The organism is Spirilliplanes yamanashiensis (assembly GCF_016863475.1).
Taxonomy (GTDB): Bacteria; Actinomycetota; Actinomycetes; order Mycobacteriales; family Micromonosporaceae; genus Spirilliplanes; species Spirilliplanes yamanashiensis.
Genome location: NZ_BOOY01000044.1, coordinates 16,957 through 35,764, shown reverse-complemented (window position 1 = coordinate 35,764; position 18,808 = coordinate 16,957). Strand labels below are relative to the sequence as shown.

At 77.8% G+C, this 18,808-nt stretch carries 25 protein-coding genes; 7 read left to right on the top strand and 18 right to left on the bottom strand.

The window, feature by feature from the left end; genetic code table 11:
- Positions 1-56 precede the first annotated feature (56 nt).
- On the top strand, positions 57-200 hold the full coding sequence (locus tag Sya03_RS30225) for a hypothetical protein (protein ID WP_203941869.1): 144 nt from the start codon (positions 57-59) through the stop codon (positions 198-200).
- 25 nt (positions 201-225) lie between these two features.
- Here Sya03_RS30225 and Sya03_RS30220 read toward each other — a convergent pair whose 3' ends face one another.
- Both Sya03_RS30220 and Sya03_RS30215 read right to left on the bottom strand, forming a co-directional pair.
- Entirely contained in the window at positions 226-1,395 is a 1,170-nt protein-coding gene (locus Sya03_RS30220; protein ID WP_203941868.1) for a site-2 protease family protein, read from the bottom strand.
- A 49-nt stretch (positions 1,396-1,444) separates the two neighbouring features.
- Complete coding sequence (locus tag Sya03_RS30215; RefSeq protein ID WP_203941867.1) at positions 1,445-2,251, bottom strand: universal stress protein; 807 nt, start codon at positions 2,249-2,251, stop codon at positions 1,445-1,447.
- A gap of 170 nt (positions 2,252-2,421) precedes the next feature.
- Here Sya03_RS30215 and Sya03_RS30210 point away from each other — a divergent pair, with 170 nt between their 5' ends.
- Positions 2,422-2,688, top strand: coding sequence for a hypothetical protein (locus tag Sya03_RS30210; RefSeq protein WP_203941866.1), 267 nt, complete (start codon positions 2,422-2,424; stop codon positions 2,686-2,688).
- Here Sya03_RS30210 and Sya03_RS30205 read toward each other — a convergent pair.
- Entirely contained in the window at positions 2,649-3,446 is a 798-nt protein-coding gene (locus Sya03_RS30205) for a sigma 54 modulation/S30EA ribosomal C-terminal domain-containing protein (protein ID WP_203941865.1), read from the bottom strand. The two genes, Sya03_RS30210 and Sya03_RS30205, sit on opposite strands and share 40 nt — an antisense overlap.
- A gap of 195 nt (positions 3,447-3,641) precedes the next feature.
- On the opposite strand from Sya03_RS30205, the gene Sya03_RS30200 reads away from it, so the two are divergent.
- Positions 3,642-4,334 (top strand): AMIN-like domain-containing (lipo)protein, encoded by a 693-nt coding sequence (locus Sya03_RS30200; protein ID WP_203941864.1) that lies wholly within the window; start codon positions 3,642-3,644, stop codon positions 4,332-4,334.
- Here the strand turns inward: Sya03_RS30200 and Sya03_RS30195 are convergent.
- The 13 genes from Sya03_RS30195 to Sya03_RS30140 all read right to left on the bottom strand — a co-directional run bounded on the left by Sya03_RS30195 (position 4,283) and on the right by Sya03_RS30140 (position 14,282).
- Entirely contained in the window at positions 4,283-5,053 is a 771-nt protein-coding gene (locus Sya03_RS30195) for an STAS domain-containing protein (protein WP_203941863.1), read from the bottom strand. The two genes, Sya03_RS30200 and Sya03_RS30195, sit on opposite strands and share 52 nt — an antisense overlap.
- A gap of 147 nt (positions 5,054-5,200) precedes the next feature.
- Positions 5,201-5,710 carry a flavodoxin domain-containing protein gene (locus Sya03_RS30190; RefSeq protein ID WP_203941862.1) on the bottom strand — a complete coding sequence of 170 codons (510 nt, stop codon included), beginning with the start codon at positions 5,708-5,710 and terminating at the stop codon, positions 5,201-5,203.
- A gap of 25 nt (positions 5,711-5,735) precedes the next feature.
- The gene (locus Sya03_RS30185; protein ID WP_203941861.1) at positions 5,736-6,629 is read right to left on the bottom strand and encodes a class I fructose-bisphosphate aldolase; all 894 of its coding nucleotides are present in this window, start codon (positions 6,627-6,629) and stop codon (positions 5,736-5,738) included.
- A gap of 16 nt (positions 6,630-6,645) precedes the next feature.
- Positions 6,646-7,317: a V-type ATP synthase subunit D gene (locus Sya03_RS30180; protein WP_203941860.1), complete on the bottom strand. Its 672-nt coding sequence runs from the start codon at positions 7,315-7,317 to the stop codon at positions 6,646-6,648.
- A complete protein-coding gene (locus Sya03_RS30175; RefSeq protein WP_239107964.1) occupies positions 7,314-8,285 on the bottom strand; it encodes a V-type ATP synthase subunit B in 972 nt (323 codons plus the stop codon). Before Sya03_RS30175 ends, Sya03_RS30180 begins: the two co-directional genes overlap by 4 nt.
- Positions 8,286-8,290: 5 nt before the next feature.
- The gene (locus tag Sya03_RS31435; RefSeq protein ID WP_239107963.1) at positions 8,291-8,689 is read right to left on the bottom strand and encodes a hypothetical protein; all 399 of its coding nucleotides are present in this window, start codon (positions 8,687-8,689) and stop codon (positions 8,291-8,293) included.
- Positions 8,686-10,404, bottom strand: a complete 1,719-nt coding sequence (locus Sya03_RS30170; RefSeq protein ID WP_203941859.1) for a V-type ATP synthase subunit A — start codon at positions 10,402-10,404, stop codon at positions 8,686-8,688. Before Sya03_RS30170 ends, Sya03_RS31435 begins: the two co-directional genes overlap by 4 nt.
- Positions 10,401-10,907, bottom strand: coding sequence for a hypothetical protein (locus Sya03_RS30165; RefSeq protein WP_203941858.1), 507 nt, complete (start codon positions 10,905-10,907; stop codon positions 10,401-10,403). The genes Sya03_RS30170 and Sya03_RS30165 overlap by 4 nt, the downstream gene beginning before the upstream one ends.
- Positions 10,904-11,110, bottom strand: coding sequence for a hypothetical protein (locus tag Sya03_RS30160; protein ID WP_203941857.1), 207 nt, complete (start codon positions 11,108-11,110; stop codon positions 10,904-10,906). The genes Sya03_RS30165 and Sya03_RS30160 overlap by 4 nt, the downstream gene beginning before the upstream one ends.
- An 11-nt stretch (positions 11,111-11,121) precedes the next feature.
- Positions 11,122-11,541, bottom strand: a complete 420-nt coding sequence (locus Sya03_RS30155; RefSeq protein ID WP_203941856.1) for an ATP synthase subunit C — start codon at positions 11,539-11,541, stop codon at positions 11,122-11,124.
- Complete coding sequence (locus tag Sya03_RS30150; protein WP_203941855.1) at positions 11,538-12,935, bottom strand: V-type ATPase 116kDa subunit family protein; 1,398 nt, start codon at positions 12,933-12,935, stop codon at positions 11,538-11,540. Before Sya03_RS30150 ends, Sya03_RS30155 begins: the two co-directional genes overlap by 4 nt.
- Positions 12,922-13,842 (bottom strand): hypothetical protein, encoded by a 921-nt coding sequence (locus Sya03_RS30145; RefSeq protein WP_203941854.1) that lies wholly within the window; start codon positions 13,840-13,842, stop codon positions 12,922-12,924. Before Sya03_RS30145 ends, Sya03_RS30150 begins: the two co-directional genes overlap by 14 nt.
- Positions 13,842-14,282, bottom strand: coding sequence for a hypothetical protein (locus Sya03_RS30140; protein WP_203941853.1), 441 nt, complete (start codon positions 14,280-14,282; stop codon positions 13,842-13,844). The genes Sya03_RS30145 and Sya03_RS30140 overlap by 1 nt, the downstream gene beginning before the upstream one ends.
- Positions 14,283-14,450: 168 nt before the next feature.
- Here Sya03_RS30140 and Sya03_RS30135 point away from each other — a divergent pair, with 168 nt between their 5' ends.
- The 4 genes from Sya03_RS30135 to Sya03_RS30120 all read left to right on the top strand — a co-directional run bounded on the left by Sya03_RS30135 (position 14,451) and on the right by Sya03_RS30120 (position 16,736).
- Positions 14,451-15,194, top strand: coding sequence for an SDR family NAD(P)-dependent oxidoreductase (locus Sya03_RS30135; RefSeq protein ID WP_203941852.1), 744 nt, complete (start codon positions 14,451-14,453; stop codon positions 15,192-15,194).
- Between the two features lie 94 nt (positions 15,195-15,288).
- On the top strand, positions 15,289-15,906 hold the full coding sequence (locus tag Sya03_RS30130) for a hypothetical protein (protein ID WP_203941851.1): 618 nt from the start codon (positions 15,289-15,291) through the stop codon (positions 15,904-15,906).
- The gene (locus Sya03_RS30125; protein WP_203941850.1) at positions 15,903-16,178 is read left to right on the top strand and encodes a DUF1876 domain-containing protein; all 276 of its coding nucleotides are present in this window, start codon (positions 15,903-15,905) and stop codon (positions 16,176-16,178) included. Before Sya03_RS30130 ends, Sya03_RS30125 begins: the two co-directional genes overlap by 4 nt.
- 81 nt (positions 16,179-16,259) lie before the next feature.
- Entirely contained in the window at positions 16,260-16,736 is a 477-nt protein-coding gene (locus tag Sya03_RS30120) for a Crp/Fnr family transcriptional regulator (protein WP_203941849.1), read from the top strand.
- 24 nt (positions 16,737-16,760) lie between these two features.
- Here the strand turns inward: Sya03_RS30120 and Sya03_RS30115 are convergent, their stop codons facing one another.
- Together Sya03_RS30115 and Sya03_RS30110 are read right to left on the bottom strand one after the other, a co-directional pair.
- A complete protein-coding gene (locus Sya03_RS30115) occupies positions 16,761-17,996 on the bottom strand; it encodes a serine hydrolase domain-containing protein (RefSeq protein ID WP_203941848.1) in 1,236 nt (411 codons plus the stop codon).
- Positions 17,993-18,685, bottom strand: a complete 693-nt coding sequence (locus Sya03_RS30110) for a DUF998 domain-containing protein (protein WP_203941847.1) — start codon at positions 18,683-18,685, stop codon at positions 17,993-17,995. The genes Sya03_RS30115 and Sya03_RS30110 overlap by 4 nt, the downstream gene beginning before the upstream one ends.
- Between the last annotated feature and the right edge of the window lie 123 nt (positions 18,686-18,808).

Genomic DNA, 18,808 nt, shown 5'->3' with positions numbered 1-18,808 from the left:
GCGGCACGCCGCCCCTGCCCGCGGGCCGTCGAACAACCTGTCAGCCGATGGACGGCGTGGCCGTCACACGTCCCGCCGCAGCGCCATCGGAGCCGTTCGGCGCGGTCGGCCGGTACTCCGACGACTTCCGGCGGATCACCGACGACGAGGTCGCAGCCCTGCCGACGGTGCCGGCCGCGGGGCCGCGCCGCCGGCGGTGACGTCCGCCGCCGGCCCGCGCTGTCCTCAGGTGGGTGCGGCCGGGTGGATGCCGTCGGCCCGGGTCCGGTCGACGATGCCGCCGAGCGCCGCCACCTCGGTCGCATGCCGGAGATCCGTCGCGGTGAGGACGCCGCACAGCCGCCCCTCGGCCAGCACCGGGATCAGGCCGCCGGCGGCGGTCAGCTGGTCCGCGGCGTCCGGCAGCGTGGTGCCGGGGTTCAGCGCCCGCCGCGACGCCGACGGGTTCAGCACCGCCGACAGCAGCGTGCCGGGGCGCCGGGCCGCGGGCACGCGCAGCAGCGCGGAGACCGTCACCGTCCCGGCCACCCGGCCGTCGAGGTCGAGCACGGGGTACGCCCGGTGCGGCTGGTGCCGGACCACGCCGACGACGAAGGCGGACACGCTCTGGGAGGTGTACCCGCACACCGCGGGGGAGCCCATCGCCTGCCCCACCGTCGTCCGGGCGAGAGGTCCGGCCAGGGCGGCCTGCGCCGTCTCCGTCCGCGCGGCGCCGATCAGGAACCAGCCGAGCAGGATCCACCACAGCCCGGCGAGGTTGCGGGCCACCAGCACCACCGCGAACCCGGCCGCCACGAGCACCCCGCCGACCACCGTGCCGGCCGTGCCCGCCGCCCGCAGCGCCTGGGCACGGTCACCACGGATCCACCACACCACGGCCGCCAGCACCCGGCCGCCGTCCAGCGGGGCGCCCGGCAGCAGGTTGAACGCCGCCAGCACGAGGTTGACCAGGGCCAGCCAGGCGAGCGCCACCCGGGCGAGCGCGGGCACGCCCGTCGCCGCCGCCAGGGTGGCGCCGGCCGCGAAGACGCCGGCGGCGACCAGGCTGGCCGCGGGCCCGGCGCCGGCGATGACCAGGGCCGCCCTGGGGTGCGGCGGGTCGCCGTCCAGCTCGGAGACTCCGCCGAGCAGCCACAGCGTGATCTGTCGGACACCGACCCGGTAGTGCCGCGCGGCGAGCGAGTGCGCCAGCTCGTGACCCAGCAGCGCGGCCAGGAACGCCGCGGCGACGAACGCGGCGGTGACCCAGTAGGCCACGGCGCCGTGCCCCGGGGCGCCGTCCGGCAGAACGCCGGCGGCCAGCCCCTCCGTGAGCAGGACCAGGATGACGAACACCGACCAGTGCACGCCGATGGGAATGCCGGCCACCCGGCCGAACCGGATCGTCTGTCGCATCGCTCTCACGTCCTCGTCCGTGCCGGACGGCGTACCGCGCCGCCGAAGGTCAGCCGTGTGTGATCAGCACGGGGCAGCGGGCGTGGTGCAGCACGTGGAGGCTGACCGAGCCCAGCGTCCGGGCGGCGGCGGGGCCCGTGCGGTGGCCGACCACCACCAGCCGGGCCGCGGCCGACAGCGCGATCAGCGCGTCCGCGGCGTTCCGGCCGGAGACCTCCGGCTCGACCGGCACGTTCGGGAACTTGTCCCGCCACCGGGCGATCGTCTCGCCGAGCGCCCAGCGCTCGACGGCGGGGCGTTCCTCGGGCTCGTACAGCAGCGGCAGGCCGTCGTCGTCGAGGGCCGGAGCCTCGGGCACCCACGACCGGACGGCGATCAGCCCGCACCCGTGCAGGCCCGCGAACTCGAACGCCGCCGCGACCGCCCGCTCGCCGGCGGGTGATCCGTCGGCGCCCACCACCACCGGACCGCCGGCGTCCCGGCCGCGCACGACGGCGACGGGCACGGTGGCGTGGGCGGCGACGCGGTGGCCGACCGAGCCGGGCCGCCCGCGGCCGCCGACGACCAGCAGCGCCGCGTCGCGCGACGCCGCCACCAGCACGTCGCCCGCGGCGCCGCGGGCGACGGTGCGGCGCACGGCCGGCCCGGGCGCCTCGCCGCGGGTGAGCAGCTCCGCCGCGGCGAGGGCACGCGCCGCCCGGTCGAACGCGCCGGTGAGCCCGGCCGGTGGCCCGCCGGGGTACACGGCGATCAGCCGCACCGGCAGCTGCCGCGCCGCGGCCTCCCGTGCGGCCCAGCACACCGCGGCCCGGGTCCGGAACCGTCCGTCGACACCCACCACGATCTCGTCGTCCATGGTGTCCTCCCCACCCTCCACGGTGCCGCTCGCGGCCGATCCGGCGGTAGGGGCGACCGGCCGGCCGGGCCCCGCCGCACGACCCGGCCTCAGGCCCGGCCGGGACAGGGCGTCCGGCCCTGCCCGGCCCCGCGCCGCCGGGCGACGATGGCGGTCGAGGGGGTGAGGGCATGTGGTGGGTGATCCTGTTCGTCGTCCTGGTGCTCACCCAGGCCTGGTTCCACCGGTGGGCCCGCCGGCGCGCCGCACGACCGGCCGGCCGGACTCCGCGCGTCGACCCGTGCCTGGGCCCGATCATCGCGCCGCCGCAGTCCACCGAGGGGAGGCTGGCCCGCGGGCTGATCGACGGCGCCGTCACGCCCGGGCACTACCGGCGCGCCATGGCCCGGCTGGCCGCTCAGGACGGCGGGGTCACGATGCCGAGGTGGCCGTCGTAACGGCGGTACAGCACCTCGGTGCGGCCGCCGGCCAGGCCGGCGAACACCACGAACGGGTGGCCGGTCAGGTCGAGCCGGCGGACGGCCTCCGCCAGGGTCAGCGCCGGTGGCGGCTCCGCGTCCACGCCGATCGGCGCCGCCGTGCGGACCGGCGGCGCCGCCGGCCCCCGCAACGTCAGCCGGTAGCCGGGCGCCGCGCGGTAGAGCACGCCGTCGCAGCCGGTCGCGGCGTCGACGAACAGGTGGAAGTCGTAGTCCCGCAGGTCCATGGTGAACGCCGCGGCGTCGCGCTCCAGCACGGCCGGCGGCACCAACTTGTGCCGGACGACCGCCCGGCGGCCGCCCAGCGGCCGGACCGCCGGGCTGACGACCCGGCAGGCACGCCGTTCCCACCGTTCGCCGGCGTACGACGGCCGGCCCGGCCCGGCGGCCGCGAGGCGCTGCTCCAGCCGGCTCAGCCGCTCGGGCAGGGACGCCGCGACCCGCTGCACGGCCTGGCGCACCGACGCGCCGGTGGCCTGCCCGCGGACCAGGCGGCCCGCCAGCTCGACGTTGACCTGCGCCACGGCGGGTACGTCGCGGTACTCCGCCATCTTGAGCCGCAACCCCGTGACCGGCCGGCCGGCGACCATCGCGGCGATCAGCGCGGGACCGCGGGTGATGTCGTCGGTGGTGACCGGGCCGCGCACCAGGATCTCGGTCGCGTCGACCGTGCCGCCGGTCCGCATCGTGCTGCCGGCGTGCCGGAACCCTCGCATGGCCCCCTCCCTCCCCGGCCAGGCTGACCCGTCGCGGCGACCGATCGACAGGGCCGAAGGTCCCGCGCCGCGTGACGGGGACCGACGGCGCCCGCCGCGGGCCGACCGGCCCTGCCCCGGCGACGGCGGGCGGCGCAGCGTGAAAGGTGAGGCCCGGCCGTGCCGAGGCCGGCCGGCTCGCCGGAGGGAGTCGTCATGAACCTGCACCTGTCCCGGCTCGGCATCGTGGTCGCCGCGGTGACGGTCGCCGCCACGGCCGGCTGCGGAGGCGACGCCGGCACCCCCGGCACCCCCGGGCCGGTGCCGGGCGCACCGGGGACGTCGAGCTCGGCGCCGTCACCCGGCCCGTCGGGGCGCCCGTCGCCGCCGTCGTCGCCCCCGTCGGCCCGTCCCGCCACGCCGGGAGCGAGCACGCCGGTCGGCACCCCGGCCCCGGGTGCGGCGCACTGGACCGTCTCCCCGTGGACCTCCGGGCCGACCACGGTGGTGCACCGGCCGGCCGTGCCGCCCGTGCCGGTCGTGCTGCGGATCCGCGCCGCCGCGCACCCGCGGGAAGGCTTCGACCGGCTCGTGTTCGACATCCGCGGCGCCCTGCCCGGGTACACGGTCCGCTACGTCGACGAGGTCCGCACCGACCCGTCCGACCGCCCGGTGGCGGTCCCGGGCCGCCGCTTCCTGCTGGTCGTGCTGAGCCCGGCCCAGGCGCACGAGGACGACGGGACGGCCACGCTGTCCGGCGCCCGCCGGCTCGACCTGTCGATGATGCGGGGGTACGCGGTGGCCGGCGACTTCGAGGGGCACGTGTCGGTCGCCATCGGGCTCGACGACGTCGTGGGCTACCGGGTCGGGGAGCTGACCGGGAGGATCTTCATCGACGTCGCCGCGTGACCGGGGGTCCCGGCCGGACCCCGGCGGCGCAACAGAGCCAGGATGAGCTTGCCCGCAGGCAGCCGGACCGTCGTCCAGTGCTCGGCGAGGCGGGCAACGATCATCAGCCCCCGCCCGGTCGGGCCCGGCGGTATGACCGGGCTGCCGTCCTGCACCCCCACCCGCAGGTAGACGTCGCTGAGCGACGTCGTCACCGCGAACTCCGTGCGCGCGTGCCGGACGGCGTTGGCCGCGAGTTCCGTGGCGACCAGCCGCGCGGCGTCGCGCAATCGCGTCAGCCCCCAGGACAGGCACGCGTCGCCCACCAGCCCTCGGGCGTCGGACACCGCCTCGGGCACGGGCGGCAGCTGCAGGTACTGCCAGCGGGGCACGGTCGCCGCCACCGCCCGGACCGCACGGTGCTGGTCGGGGTAGACGGTCGCACGCCGGCGCCCCGCGCCGAGCAGGCCGGCCAGGTCCGGCGGGGCGGAACACAGCAGCACCGGCACGCCCCACCGGTCGGCGGCCGTGTCGCGGGCGCGGATCAGCGCGTCGCACGACGCCGCGTCGGCGGCCCGCACCCCGCCGACGTCCACGATCACCGCCGCCGGGCACTCGGCGGCCTGCCCCTCGATCGCCTCGCGGGCGTCGGAGGCGGTCCGGGCATCCAGGTCACCGGTGAGCCGGACCGTGGTGACGCCGCTGGTCAGATCACGCCTGGGCAGGCATCGCAGGGCCACCGTGCCTCCCGGTGCTCGGCGACGGGCAACGTCGACGGCTCACCGTAGGCGGCGCCTCGCCGGCTGGGAAGCCCAGTCCGTCCGAATACGAACGCTTCGCCTAAAACCGGCGGCCGGCGGGCCCGTCGTCCTCCCCGTGCGCCTGCCTCAGCCGGTGTGCTGCGGCGCGGCGACGGCGGCCGCGATCTGCTCGCCCCAGCGGCGGGCCCGGTCCAGCTCACCGGCGCGCAGCGGCCCGGCCGTGTCGGTGACCCAGAAGCTCTCCGGCGGCACGATCAACCGGTACCCGGCCCGGCGCAGCAGCCGTGCCGCCTTGCCGGCCGCCGAGCCGAGCAGGATCGGCTTGGCGAACACCGTGTCGAAGACGGCCGCGGGCAGCGCGGCGTGCGGCAGGGCGGCCAGCCACTCCCTCGTGCCGGGCCGGTCCGGGGGCGCCGGCGCGCCCCGCTCGGCCGCGCCCAGCCGGGTGGACGGCCGGCTCAGGCCGAACGCGTGGGTGGGCGCGCCCACCACGACGGCGTCCATCCCGGCCACCTCCGGCATGGTGGCCGCGTCCGCGACGCGCACGTGCACGCGTCCGCTCATCCCGTCCGCGACCGCCTGGGCGATCAGCGCCGTGTTGCCGAACATCGACTCGTACACCAGCAGCACCCGCATGGGTCTGCCCCCTCTCGCGTTCGCGTCACACCGTCGGGTACTTCGCCAGGACGTCGCGCAGGCGGGTCACGAACCGCAGTGACTCCGGCCACGGACGCTGCCAGACGTTGCGACCGAAGATCAGCCCGGTGGCGCCGCCGGCCATCGACTCGGAGGCCTTCTCGATCATGGCGTCGTCGCCCGCCTTGGCCCCGCCGGAGATCAGCAGCAAGGTGCGGTTGGCCGCGCGCACGACCTGTTCGACGGCGTTGCCGGTGGAGTACTCCCGGTCGTACGGGGCCGGCACGGCGGTGCGCTTCTCCGGGTGCGGGAAGTTGACCTTCACCATGTCCGCGCCCAGCTCGCCGGCGGTGCGGGCGGCGTAGTGCACGGCGTAGAACGAGTCCTTGCCGCCCTTGGCGGCGATGGCGGCGCCGCGCGGGTACGCCCACACGATGAGCGGCATGCCGAGCCGTTGCGCGTCGCGGCGCACCGCCTGCAGCTGGGCGAAGTCGCGCTCCTGGGCCGGCGTGCCGACGTACAGGGTGTAGCCGACGGCGTCGGCGCCGAGCCGCACGGCGTCGGCGACGGTGGCGTGCAGCGGTGACAGGGCTTCGGCGTCGGACGGGATCTCCGTCTTGCCGTTGAGCTTGAGGATCAGCGGCACCTCGCCGGCGTAGTCCCAGTAGAACTTCTCCGCCAGGCCGATCTGGATCGCGATGCCGTTGAACCCGCCCTCCAGGGCCAGCCGGATGATGTAGCGGGGGCTCGCCGCGTCGGGATTGGCGAAGAAGTCTCGTGGCCCGTGCTCCAGGCCCTGGTCGTACGGCAGGAACAGCGCCGTGCCGTTGCCCAGTCCGTGCCGGTAGAGGATGCGGTGCAGGCGGGTCTTCTTCCCGGTGTTCAGCCCGCACTGGTCGAGTGTCAGCCGCGTGGTCATGGCGGCCTCCTTCCCTTCACCCCTCACGCTGCGCCGGCCGCCGGGCGGCCGACAGGGCCGGTGGTCCCGATCCGCCGGACCGTCTCGCGCCGGCGGCCCACCGGCGGCGCACCGCGTCGGCGGCCTCGGCCTCCTCGATCTGCGCCTGCACGCTCCGCAGGGCGGCGGCGAGCCGGGGGATCCAGCGGCGCTGCAGAGCGCGCAGCCGCTGCCGGGTGAGGGTGACCTCGCGGTCGATCTCCGCGGCGGCCCGGGCCGCCGCCGCGCACCGGGCAGCGGCGGGCAGCGCGGCGCGCACGGCCGCCTCCGCCTGCAGCGCGGCGCTGCCGCCGGCCGGCGCCGCGCCGGGCGGCCGGGCCGGCGCGGCGCAGGTCGCGGTCGCCGGGTAGCGCACCCCGAGCAGGGTGGCCCAGCGGACGTCCACGGTGGCCGGCCCGCCCGCCGCCGTGACGGCGGCGTCGCCGTCGATCATCCCGGCCCGCTCCAGCCGCCGGCCCGCTTCGGCGGCCAGGGCGCGCCACCGGTCCTCGGCGGCGTGCGCCTCGGCGTCGCGCCGCCGCGCCTCGGCGGTCAGCATGACCAGCTTGCGGGTCAGCAGGCCGGCACCCGCGTCGGCCGCGGCCAGCCGGCGGCGCAGCCACAGCACCCCCGCCCGGCCGGGCGGGGCGCCGGGCACGGGGGCGGTCACGACGGCCGTCCGTACGCGTCGAGCAGCCGGTCCGGCAGCAGCACCAGCTCGCTGCGCGGCAGCACCAGCACGGCGTCCCAGGCCAGCCGCAGCGTCTCGGCCAGCGACCGTGCCCCCTCCTCCTGGGCGACGAGCCCCGACCGGTACGCCCGTTCGAAGTCGAGGTAGCGGCGGTCGACGTCGCTCAGCCCGGCGGGCCCCACCAGATCGGCCAGTTCCGCGGCCTGGCGGGCCCGGGCCAGCGCGGCCAGCACCTGGGCCGCCAGATCCAGGTGGTCGTCGCGGGTCCGGCCCGGCCCGGCGCCGTGGCGCATCAGCCGCGACAGCGACGACAGCGCGTCCACCGGCGGGTAGACGCCGCGGGCGTGCAGGTCCGGCGACAGGACGATCTGCCCCTCCGTGATGTAGCCGGTGAGGTCGGGCACGGGGTGGGTGATGTCGCCGCCCGGCATGGTGAGCACCGGCAGCACGGTGACCGACCCGGGCCTGCCGCGGACCCGTCCGCAGCGCTCGTAGAGCGACGCGAGATCGCTGTACAGGTAGCCGGGGTAGGCGCGCCGGCCGGGCATCTCGCCGCGCGCGGCGGACACCTCGCGGACCGCCTCCGCGTAGCTGGTCATGTCGGTCATCACGACGAGCACGTGCCGGCCCTCGGCGAAGGCCAGGTCCTCGGCGACCGTCAGGGCCAGCCGCGGCGTCAGGATCCGTTCGATGACGGGGTCGTCGGCGGTGTTGATCAGCAGGGTGAGCTCGCCCGCGGCGGCCCGCGCGTCGAGCGTGTCGCGAACCGCGTCGGCGTCGGCGTGGGTGAGGCCCATCCCGGCGAAGATCACCGCGAACGGCGCACCGCCGGCCGTCGCCTGCGCGGCGATCTGGGTCGCCAGCCTCAGGTGCGGCAGTCCCGCGTGCGAGAAGACCGGCAGCTTCTGCCCCCTGACCAGGGTGGTCAGCGCGTCCACCGCGGACACGCCGGTCAGCACCGGCTCGGCCGGGGGTCCCGCCAGACCGGGTTGAGCGGTGCCCCCGCCACCGAGGCCCGCCGCTCGCCGAGCACGGGCGGGCCGTCGTCGATCGGGTCGCCGCGGCCGTTGCAGGTGCGGCCCAGCCAGCCCGGCCCGACCGGCACGTGCAGCGGCTCGCCCGCGAAGGTGACGGCGGTCGCCTCCGGATCCATCCCCGCCGTGCCCTCGAGCACCTGCACCACGGCTAGGTCCCGGTCGACGGCCAGCACGAGGCCGTGCCGCTCCTCGCCCGAAGCCAGCCGCACGGTGGCCGACTCGTCCCAGCCGACCCCGCCGATCCCGGACAGCACCACCAGCGGGCCGTACAGCTCCCGCACCGCCGTGTACGACACGGCCCCGTACCCGGTCACGTCGTCGCCTCCAGGGCGGTCAGCACCGCGTCGCGGGCGGCCGCGACGGCCGCCGTGTCCTCGGCGCCCGCCGCGTCGCGGGCGCGTACCAGGGGCCCGGTGTCCACGGCGTCGATCCGGGCCGGGTCGGCGCCGCGGTCGACCAGCCGCCGGGCGGCGTCGCCCACGGTCAGCACCGCCTCCACCAGGGCCGCGCCCTTCGCCGGGCCGCACGAGGCGTCGTTCGCCGACAGGGCGCTCTGCCGCAGCACCGCGTCGCGCAGGAGCCGGGCGGTGTGCACCGAGACGCGCTCCGCCGGGGCGAGACCCCCGAGGCCGACCAGGTCCGCCAGCGCGGCCAGGCGGTCGGCCTCGGCGAGCAGGGTCAGGGCGCGCGCCCGGCGCACCACCCACGCGCCGTCGTTGTTCCGCCCGTGCCAGGCCGCGGCCGCGCCGGCGTCCTGGGAGAACGACGCCGCCCAGGACACCGCCGGGTAGTGCCGGGCGTACGCCAGCTCCCGGTCCAGCGTCCACAGGTTGCGGGTGAACCGCTGGGTGTGCGCCGTCACCGGCTCCGTCAGGTCGCCGCCGGGCGGGGAGACCGCACCGACGATGGTCACCGAGCCGCGCAGGCCGCCCAGGGTGTCCACCGCCCCGGCCCGTTCGTAGAAGGCGGCCAGCGCCGACGCGAGGTCGGCGGGGTAGCCCTCCTCGGCGGGCAGCGCGCCGTTGCGGGCGGCGAACTCGCGCAGCGCCTCCGCCCACCGGGACGTCGAGTCGGCGATGACCAGCACGTCCCGGCCCATGTCGCGGAAGTACTCGGCGACCGTGACGGCGGTGTGCACGCTCGCCTCGCGCGCCATCATCGGCATGTTGGACGTGTTCGCGATGGCGACCGTGCGGTCGGCGAGCAGGCCGCCGGTCCGGGGGTCCGGCAGCGCGAACAGGTCGGCGACGACGTCGGCCATCTCGTTGCCGCGCTCCCCGCACCCGGCGTAGACGATCACGTCCGCGTCGCACCACTTCGCGATCTGCTGCAGCAGCATCGTCTTGCCGGTGCCGAAGCCGCCCGGCACCGCCACGGTGCTGCCCTTGAGGACGGGGAAGAGGAGGTCGAGCACGCGCTGGCCGGTGTGCAGCGGGGTGCCGGCGGGCACCCGGCGGCGGCACGGCCGCGGGCGCCGCACCGGCCACCGGGCGCACAGCGGCACCGGCGTCCCGCCGACCGTGGCGACCACGCCGGTGCCGGTCAGCGGCCCGGCGGGCGCGACCGCGCCGACCCGGCCGCCGGCGCCGGGCGGCACCAGGATCCGGTAGTCCACCGCGCCGGGGCCGGGCACCGTGCCGAGCAGGTCACCCGCGGCCACGCCCTGCCCCGGCCGGACGGCCGGGGTGAACGGCCACGACCGGCCGTCCGCGCCGGCGGCCGACGACCCGGGCACGAGCCAGACCGGGCCGCCGCTGAGCGGGCGGAGCAGCCCGTCGAAGACCGCGCCGAGCAGGCCGGGGCCGAGGCGGGCGGTGAGCGGCGTGCCCTCCCCGCGGACCGGGTCGCCGGGGCGCAGCCCGCCGGTGTACTCGTACGCCTGCACGGTGGCCAGCCCGTCGCGGATCGCCACCACCTCGCCGGGCAGCCGGGCGGGGCCGAGTTCGACCAGGTCGAACATGGCCATCCGGCCGCCGTGGGTCACCTCCACCAGCGGGCCGTCCACGCGGGTGACGGTCGAGGCGGTCATGGCCGCCAGAGCTCCGCCACCGCCGGGCCCAACCGGCCGACGGCCTCGTCGGCGAGCGCGTCGAGGGTCAGCTCGACCCTTCGCCCGGGCACCTCCCCGGCGACGCCGCCGGGGATCTCGGTGAGCGTCGCGGCCGGTCCGAGCGCGGCGACGACGCGGGCGGCCAGCGCCTCCCGGGATCCCGGCACGGTCAGCTGCCGCCGCACCGCGGCGCGCAGGCCGTCCCAGGCCCGGCGCTGGGCGGCCAGCGCCAGCCGGCGCGCGTCGCGCCCGGCCGCCGCGACCGTCGCCGCGCCGAGAGTCTCCGCGTCCGCCTGCCCGCCCCGCTCGGCCTCCGCCGTGATCTCCGCGGCCCGCGCCCGCGCCGCGGCGAGCCGTTCGGCCGCCTCGGCTGCCGCAGCCGCGCGCAGCCGCGCCGCCTCCGCCCTGGCGCGGCGCACCAGTGCCGCGCGCACCGGTCCGAGGGCCGCACGGACGGCCGCCGGCGCCGGGCGGGCGGTCACGGCAGCACCGCCCGGAGCACGGCGGGGCGGTCGGGGCCCCGCTCCAGCGCCGCCGCGGCGTGCGGCGTGAGCACCACCAGGCCCACGTCCGCGGGCAGCGCCGCCCACGCGGCCCGGGCGGCCGCGGCGTCCGCCGCCGGCAGTGGCAGCACTCCCGCCAGCGCCCAGCCCCGGATCAGCACCGGATCCCCGATGATCGCCACGCGTGCCACGGTCAGGCCCGCCCGATCAGGATGATGGCGACGATCAGGCCGTAGATCGCGATGCCCTCGGCCAGGCCGACGACCACCATGGCCCGCCCGAACAGCTCCGGCCGTTCGCTCATCGCCGCCAGCGCGGCCGCTCCCGTGTACGCCACCGCGATCGCGGCGCCGATCGACGACCCCGCGACCGCGACCGCGGCGCCGAGCAGCGCCGCCCAGTTGCCGCCGCCCTCGGCGGACCCCGCGGGCGCCGCGGCCTGGGCGACCCCGCCGCTGACCGCGAGGGCCGCGACCACCGCGGCCGCGATCAGCAGCCCGGCGTTGACCATCAGCGCGAACCGCACCGGCAGCCGGCGCCGTCCGCGCGCCAGCAGCCACCCACCGGCCACGCCGGCCGCGAGCGCCGGCAGGGCGGCCATCCACACCGTCATGGGGACACCTCCTCGACAGAGAGCCGCCACGGGCGGAACGGGCGGCCTTCGCCGTCGAACACCCGCGAGAACAGCTCGTAGTACTCCAGGCGCAGCGCCTGGACGCCGGCGACCAGCGCCTCCAGCGCGAACGTGAGGGCGTTGCCGGCCGCGAACAGCACCACCGCCCCGGCCATGGCGGCCGCGGTGCCGTGCTGCCACAGGCCCGTGACGCCGGACCACACGAGCGCGCCCAGCGCCGCGTGGGTGAGCCCGAACGCCGCCAGCCGGGCGAACGACACCAGGTTGGCGGCCACCCGCACGGCCAGGTCGACCAGCTGGACGCCGGTCTGCACCGCGCCGGCGGCACCGCCGCCCGACGCCGCCCACAGACCCGCCGCGGCGAGCACCAGCGCGACCGCCGCGAGGGCCGCGCCGGGCCCGGCGAGTGCCCAGCGGCCCAGGTACAGCCCGCCCGCCAGGCAGGCCAGGCCGGCGAACAGCGCCGCCCCCGCGATGCCGGACGGGGCGTACAGGGCCAGCCGGGCGCCGCCCTCCCGCCACCGGTTGACGGCGCCGGCGACGTACGCGGCGGCGAGCAGCACCGCGCCCACCCCGACGCCCGCCGCGAGTAGCCGCACCGGTTCCTCCAGCGGGGACAGCCAGCGCACCGGCAGCACCCCGGTGGGCCCGAAGAACTCGCCGAGCAGGATTCCGGCGGCGGTGCTGGCCAGCCCGGCGCCGGCGACGAACGGCCACATCCGGTGCAGGCGGGACAGCCGCCGGGGCCGGCCCGCCGCCAGCAGCGCGGCGAACGCGGCCAGCAGCAGGCCGTGGCCGGCGTCCGCGAACATCACGCCGAACATGACCACGTAGGCCACCCCGGCGGGCACGGTCGGGTCGACGTCGGCGTAGGGCACGGTCCCGTAGGTCTGCACCAGCGGGGCGAAGGCGCGCCGCACGGCGGTGCCGGGTCGCAGCAACGTCGGCGGTTCCGCGCCGTCCGGGTGGGGCAGCGGGACGGCCGCCGCCTCCACCGCCGCCAGGCGGTCGCCCACGGCGGGCAGCCGGTCGGCGGGGCACCAGCCGACCCACGCCACCACGCCCGCGTCGCGGACGGCGGCGGCGGCGAAGCGCTCCAGCTCGGACTCGCCGGCGAGCAGGTCGGTGCGGCCGGCCCGGGCCAGCGCGGCCGGGTCCGCCGCCGCGCGGGCCAGCTGCGGTGCGGCGGCGGCACCGCCGAGGCCGCGCAGCGCGTCGGCCGCCGGACCGCCGGCCGGGCCCTCCACCGGGTCGTCGGGCTGCACACAGCCGAGCTCCGCCACCGCGACGAGTGCGTCGCGGCACCGGTCGGCCGGCGCGACCACGGCGATCCGGGTCATCCGGGCGGGCTCGACCGCGTCACGCCAGCGCATCGAAGGTCTCCGTCCCGTGCCCGTGCGCGGCGCTCTCCAGCGCGGCCCGCACCCGCCACGCGTCGGCGGCCAGCACCGCCGCGCAGCCGACGGCGACCGGCCGGCCGAAGCCGGAGCCGTGCAGCAGCCGCCCGCCGTCGGAGTCCACCCGCCGCCACCAGGCCACCTCGGCACGCCACAGCGCGTCGGGTTCGTCGATGCCGTCGAGGACCCAGCCGGCCGGGCGGGCCGCCGCGGCCCGCAGCCGCGGCACGGTGGCCGCGCCGAGGCAGCCCGCGCCGACGAGGGGCCGCAGCTGCTCCGCGGCGGCGTCCCCGACCGGCCGGCCGCGGACCAGGTGCTCACGGGCGAGCAGCAGCAGCGCGGCGCCGGCCGCCCACGGCCGCGCGTCCGGGACCCGGTCCGCGACGCGGCGCAGCCAGCCGAGCCGCGGCAGGACGGTCAGCGCCCACGGCGTGTCCGCGCCCGGGTCCGCCCAGCCGGACGCGGCCAGCACGGCCCGCACCTCGGCGGTGGTCGCGGCCGCGCCGAGCCGCCGCCAGGCGGACGCGAACGCGCCCAGCTCGTAGGGCTCCACGGCCGGGCCACCGGTGATCCGCCGCACGTGGTCGCCGAGGTTGGCCAGCTCGAACGCCGCCCCCAGCAACCGGACCGGCTCGGTGGCCGCCGGCGACTGCCAGCCGGCGAGCACACGCAGGTGCCACAGCAGGGTGCGGGCGATCGCCCGTTCCGCGGTGGCGAGGTCCTGTCCCGGCCGCGCGTACCGGCCGTAGGGCCCGGTCGCCAGATCGGCGAGCGCCGGGTCCAGCCCGGCGTGGCCGGCCAGGCGGCGGGCGAGCGCCGGGCCGAGCCGGCGCCGGGCGAGTGCGCGGCCCCGCACGGCCCCGGCCACCTCCTTGGCGCCCATCACCGCACCGCCGCGGCGGCCGGGCCGCGCAGCAGCTCGTCGGCGACGGCGACCGCCCGGTCGGTGAGCGCCGGAGCGCGGTCGGCGGCGAGCCGGTCGATGCGTTGCGCCTCCCGGCGGCCCGCGGCCAGGCGGTCGGTGGCCGCCCGCTCGGCGCGGGTGCGCGCGGCGGCGAACGCGGCGGCACGTGCCGCCGGGCGGCCGGCGTCGGCGTCCGCGACCAGCCGGGCGGCGGCGGCCGCGGCGTCCGCGCGGAGCCGGTCGGCCTCCTGGCGCGCCGTGGCGACGATGCGTTCGGCCACCGCCCTCGTGTCGGCCAGCTCGGCGAGGACCGGCGCGAGCTCCGCGGCCAGTGCGGCGCGCCGGTCGGCGGGGACCGCGGCCGCCGCCGCCGGGCCGGGGACGCCGGTCGGCCGGAACCGGTTCAGCACGTCGCGCACCCCGGGCATCATGGCCCTCCCGTCGTGGTACCTCCATCCGTCATCGTCGGCCTGCGACGCGCCCGGGCGCAGGGCCGAACGGCTCGTCCGCCGGGGGACTCCGGCCGTATCGCGGCGTCGCGGCCGGGCCGACGCTGAGGTGAGGCACCGGTGAGGAAGGGGAGAGCCGTGGATCAGGACTTCTCGGGCAAGGTCGCGGTGGTGACCGGCGGCGGCTCCGGCATCGGGGAGGCGTGCGCCCGCCTGCTGGCCGCGCGCGGCGCCCACGTGCTCGTCGCCGACCGCGACCTCGGGGGCGCGGAGCGGGTCGCGGGTGACATCGGCGGCGCGGCGCGGGCCTTCGAGGTGGACGTGGCGGACCCGCAGGCGTGCGAGGCCATGGTGCGGGCGGCCGTGGAGGCGTTCGGCCGGCTCGACGTGGCCGTCAACAACGCCGGTATCGGCGGGCCGCAGCAGCCGACCGGCGACTACCCGCTGGACGGCTGGGCGAGCGTCATCGCGGTCAACCTCAGCGGCGTCTTCTACTGCATGCGCGCCGAGCTGCCGGCCATGCTGGAGTCCGGCGGCGGCTCGATCGTGAACATGGCGTCGATCCTCGGCACGGTCGGGTTCGCCCAGTCGGTCGCGTACGTCGCCGCGAAGCACGGCGTCGTCGGCATGACCAAGACGGCGGCGGTCGAGTACGCCCAGCGCGGCATCCGGGTCAACAGCGTCGGCCCGGGGTTCATCGACACCCCGCTGCTGGCCGCCGCGGACCCGCAGATCCTGGCCGGCATCGGCGCGCTGCACCCGATCGGCCGGCTCGGCCGGGCCGCCGAGGTGGCGGAGCTGGTGGCGTTCCTGGCCTCCGACCGGGCCTCGAACACGACCGGGTCCTACCTGCTCAGTGACGGCGGCTACACCGCCCTGTGAGCCGCGGCCCGGCCGGGTGGTCCGCAGGTGGGGGTCCATCGCCTCTGACCGTCCCGGTCCTGCCGCGCTGCAATGGATCCGAGGGGAGAGAGCCATGACCAACGAGCCGATGATCATCGAACAGGTGATGCCGGTCTGCGACATCGCGATCGCCGAGCACCGCATCGTCGACGCCGACCCGGAGTCGGCCTACGACGCCGCCCGCGAACTCGACTTCGCCGCCGTGCACACCCCGCTGCTGGATGCGGCGTTCTTCGTCCGCACCCTGCCCGCCCGGCTGCGCGGGCGGCTCGAGCCGGCGCCGGCGCAGATCCGGCTGACCGGGGGCCCCGGGGCCGGCCTGCCCGGCTGGTCGCTGCTGGGGCAGGTGCCCGGCCGGGAGATCGCCTTCGGCGCCGTCGGGGTCTTCTGGCGCGGTGAGATCCGCTGGCGCGACGTCGACCCGGCCGCCTTCGCCACGTTCGCCGAACCCGGCAACGGCAAGATCGCGTGCAACTTCTCGGTCCGGCCGTACGGCGCGGGGCGCAGCGTGCTGTCGTTCGACTGCCGCGTCACCGGCACCGACCCGCAGTCCCGGCAGGCGATCTCCCGCTACTGGCTGGTCATCCGGCCGTTCGTCGGCCACATCATGCGGGCCGCGCTGGCCACCGCCGCCGCGGACGCCGCCCGCCGCGCCGCGTCCGCGACCGTCCGAGGAGGAGAGCCGTCATGATCCACACCCGTACCTGGACCGTCGAGATCCTCATCGGCGAGCACGAGGACCAGCGCTTCACCCGCGCCGAGGCCCGACTGCACACCGATGCGCCCACCCGGCTGACGGGTGCCGGCACCGCCCGGCGCAACCCGTTCGATCCGGAGGTGCCCGAGATCGGCGACGAGATCGCCGCCGCCCGCGCCCTGTCCGACCTCGCCCACCGGCTGCTCGACGCGGCCGCGGGCGACATCGAGCAGGTCACCCACCGGTCGGCGCGACTCACGTCGTGACAGCCCCGGCGGCCGCCGACCGAGCCGTCCGAGCGGGACCCGGCCGCGGCCGGGTCCCGCCTCACCCGTGAGAGGTGTGCCATGCCCCCCACCACGCTCGACCTGCTCACCGAGCACCCGTTCCTCGCGGGCCTGCCGGTCACCTGGCTCGGGCGGCTGTCGTCGTTCAGCCGCCCCGCGTACCGCCCGCCGACGCACCGGTTCTTCCACGAGGGCCGTCCCGCGGAGCGGTTCTGGCTGCTCCAGTCCGGCCGCGTCGCGCTCGACATCACCGTGCCCGGCCGCGGCGACATCGTCATCGAGTCGATCGGCGCCGGCGGCGTGCTCGGCTGGTCGTGGCTGTTCCCGCCGTACCGGTGGCATTTCGGCGCCGTCGCCGCCGAACCTGTCCATGCGATCGAGTTCGAGGCCGCCGGGGTGCGCCGGCTGCTCGACGACGACGCCGAGCTGGCCCGCGAGCTGGATCGCCGGTTCATGGCCGTCATGGTCGACCGGCTCCAGGCCGCCCGCCGCCGCATCGCCGAGCTGTACGGCGACGGGAGCCACCCGGGCCGGTGACCGATCGGCCGCGGGCGGCGGGCCTCAGTGGCGGGCCGCCTGCGGCCGCTCACCCAGCACGTCGTGGAAGAGCGCCTGCCGCACGGCGATCTCGCGCTCGTCGAGCAGCCCGAACCCGAGCCGGTTCGGCGCGTAGCAGTACCCGATCCCGGTGTCGGGGTCGGCCAGCCCGAACGAGCCACCGCTGCCCGGGGTGCCGAAGGCGGTGTCCGACGCGCTGCCGAAGGGCACCGCGGGTGTCGGCTTGAGGTAGCCGAGCGAGAACCGGGCCGGAACCTTCAGCAGCACGTCCTCGTCGCCACCGGCCGGGACCTCGGCGGGCCGGACCAGCGCCTCGAGCGTCGCCGGGGTCAGCCCCAGCGCGCCGGTGAGGGCGGCGTCGTAGGCGGCCGCCACCGCACTCGGCCGGCCGATGCCGTTGCCCGCGGGAATCTCGACCCGCAACAGCTCGGGCGTGTTGAGCGCGGTGTCCGACGTGAGTTCCGGCGGGTTGCTCACCGACAACCGGGTGGCGCTGCCCGGCTTGAGCATGGCGGCGAGCGTTCGCGGGCCGAAGTCGCGCAGGTGCAGCAGCATCTGCAGGCCGGTGCGCCCGCCGTGTATCGTCGCCCGGCGGCGCAGCACCTCGTCGTCCGTCACGCCGATGCAGAAGTCCAGCCCCAGCGGCCGGGCGATCTCGTCGGCGAAGAACCGGCCGAGCGACCGGCGCAGCGGGTCGGTGCGGCGCAGCAGCTCGCTCTCGTACCAGCCCAGGGTGATCGCGTGGTAGCCGTGCCGGGTGCCCGGCTCCCACAGCGGCCGCTGCAGCGCCAGCGCGGCCGCCACCAGATCCGGGTCGGCCAGGTCGGCGACCGTCAGCCCGACGTCGAGCACGGGCAGGCCGGCCTGGTGCGCCAGCAGCTGCCGCACGGTGATCCGCTCCTTGCCGCGCCAGGCGAACTCCGGCCAGTAGTCGGCGACCGGGGTGTCCCACCCGAACAGGCCGCGGGCGTGCGCGAGCGCGACCGCCAGTGACGCGACCCCTTTGGTGGTGGAGTACATGACGACCACGGTGTCGGCCTCCCACGGCAGGCCGCGCCCGCCGTCGCGGTAGCCGCCCCACAGGTCGACGACCTTGCGCCCGTGCCGGTACACCGCGCAGGCGGCGCCCACCTCGTCCCGCTCGGCGAAGTTGCGGCGGAACGCGTCGGCCACCGGCCCGTAACCCTCGTCCACGTCACCGTGGACCATGCCGGGCGGAACGTCCACACGCACGCTCATGAGCCCGTCTCCTCCCTCTCGGTCGTGCGCTCGCGCAGCAGCGTGGCGCCGAGCACGGCGATCCACAGCAGCCACGCGGCGATGGTGACCCGCTCGGCGAGGCCGGCCCACGGCGTCGGGTCGCCGGCCTGGAACCTCGGGACGGTCGCGAAGGTGTACGCCCCGGACACCAGGGCGGCGACGGCGGCGCCGGCCGTGAAGCGCCGGAACCGGCGGCCGAGCGCCGCGGCGCCGAACCCCATGGCGGTGAACATGATCGCGACGGTCGCGGCGGCCAGGGCGACGTGCACGGCGCCGGCCGGCCCGGCCGCGGTGGGGATCTCGCCGCGGGGGCTCATGGGGAACGGGATCCACAGCGGCTGCACGGCGGCGTAGCCCATGAGGAGCCCGGCGGTCACGCGCAGTCCGCGCCGGCCGCGGGCCGCGCGCCACACGCCGGCGCCGAAGGCGCCGAGCAGCACGGCCCAGACCAGGCCGACGACGAGCAGCGGCGCGCGGGTCGGGGTCCCGGTCGTGGTCAGCTCGCTGACCACCTGCGAGACGGGGTCGTAGCCCGGGTACCGGGCGACGGCCAGCGCGTCGTTGGCCACCGCGTACAGCAGTGACGACACGATGCCGCAGGCGAGCAGGGCCCGGACGGTGGTGTCCGGTGCCGCCGGCCGGAGGCTGAGGCGCTGGGTGCTGGACATGGCGGGCTCCTCTCCTGCCAGCCTGCCGCCGCCGCGCGGCAGCCGGCAGGGCCGCCGGACCCGATGTCGCCGCCGCCGGGCCGGGTCCGACGGCCCTGTCGCGGGGGCCGGCCTGCGCCGCCC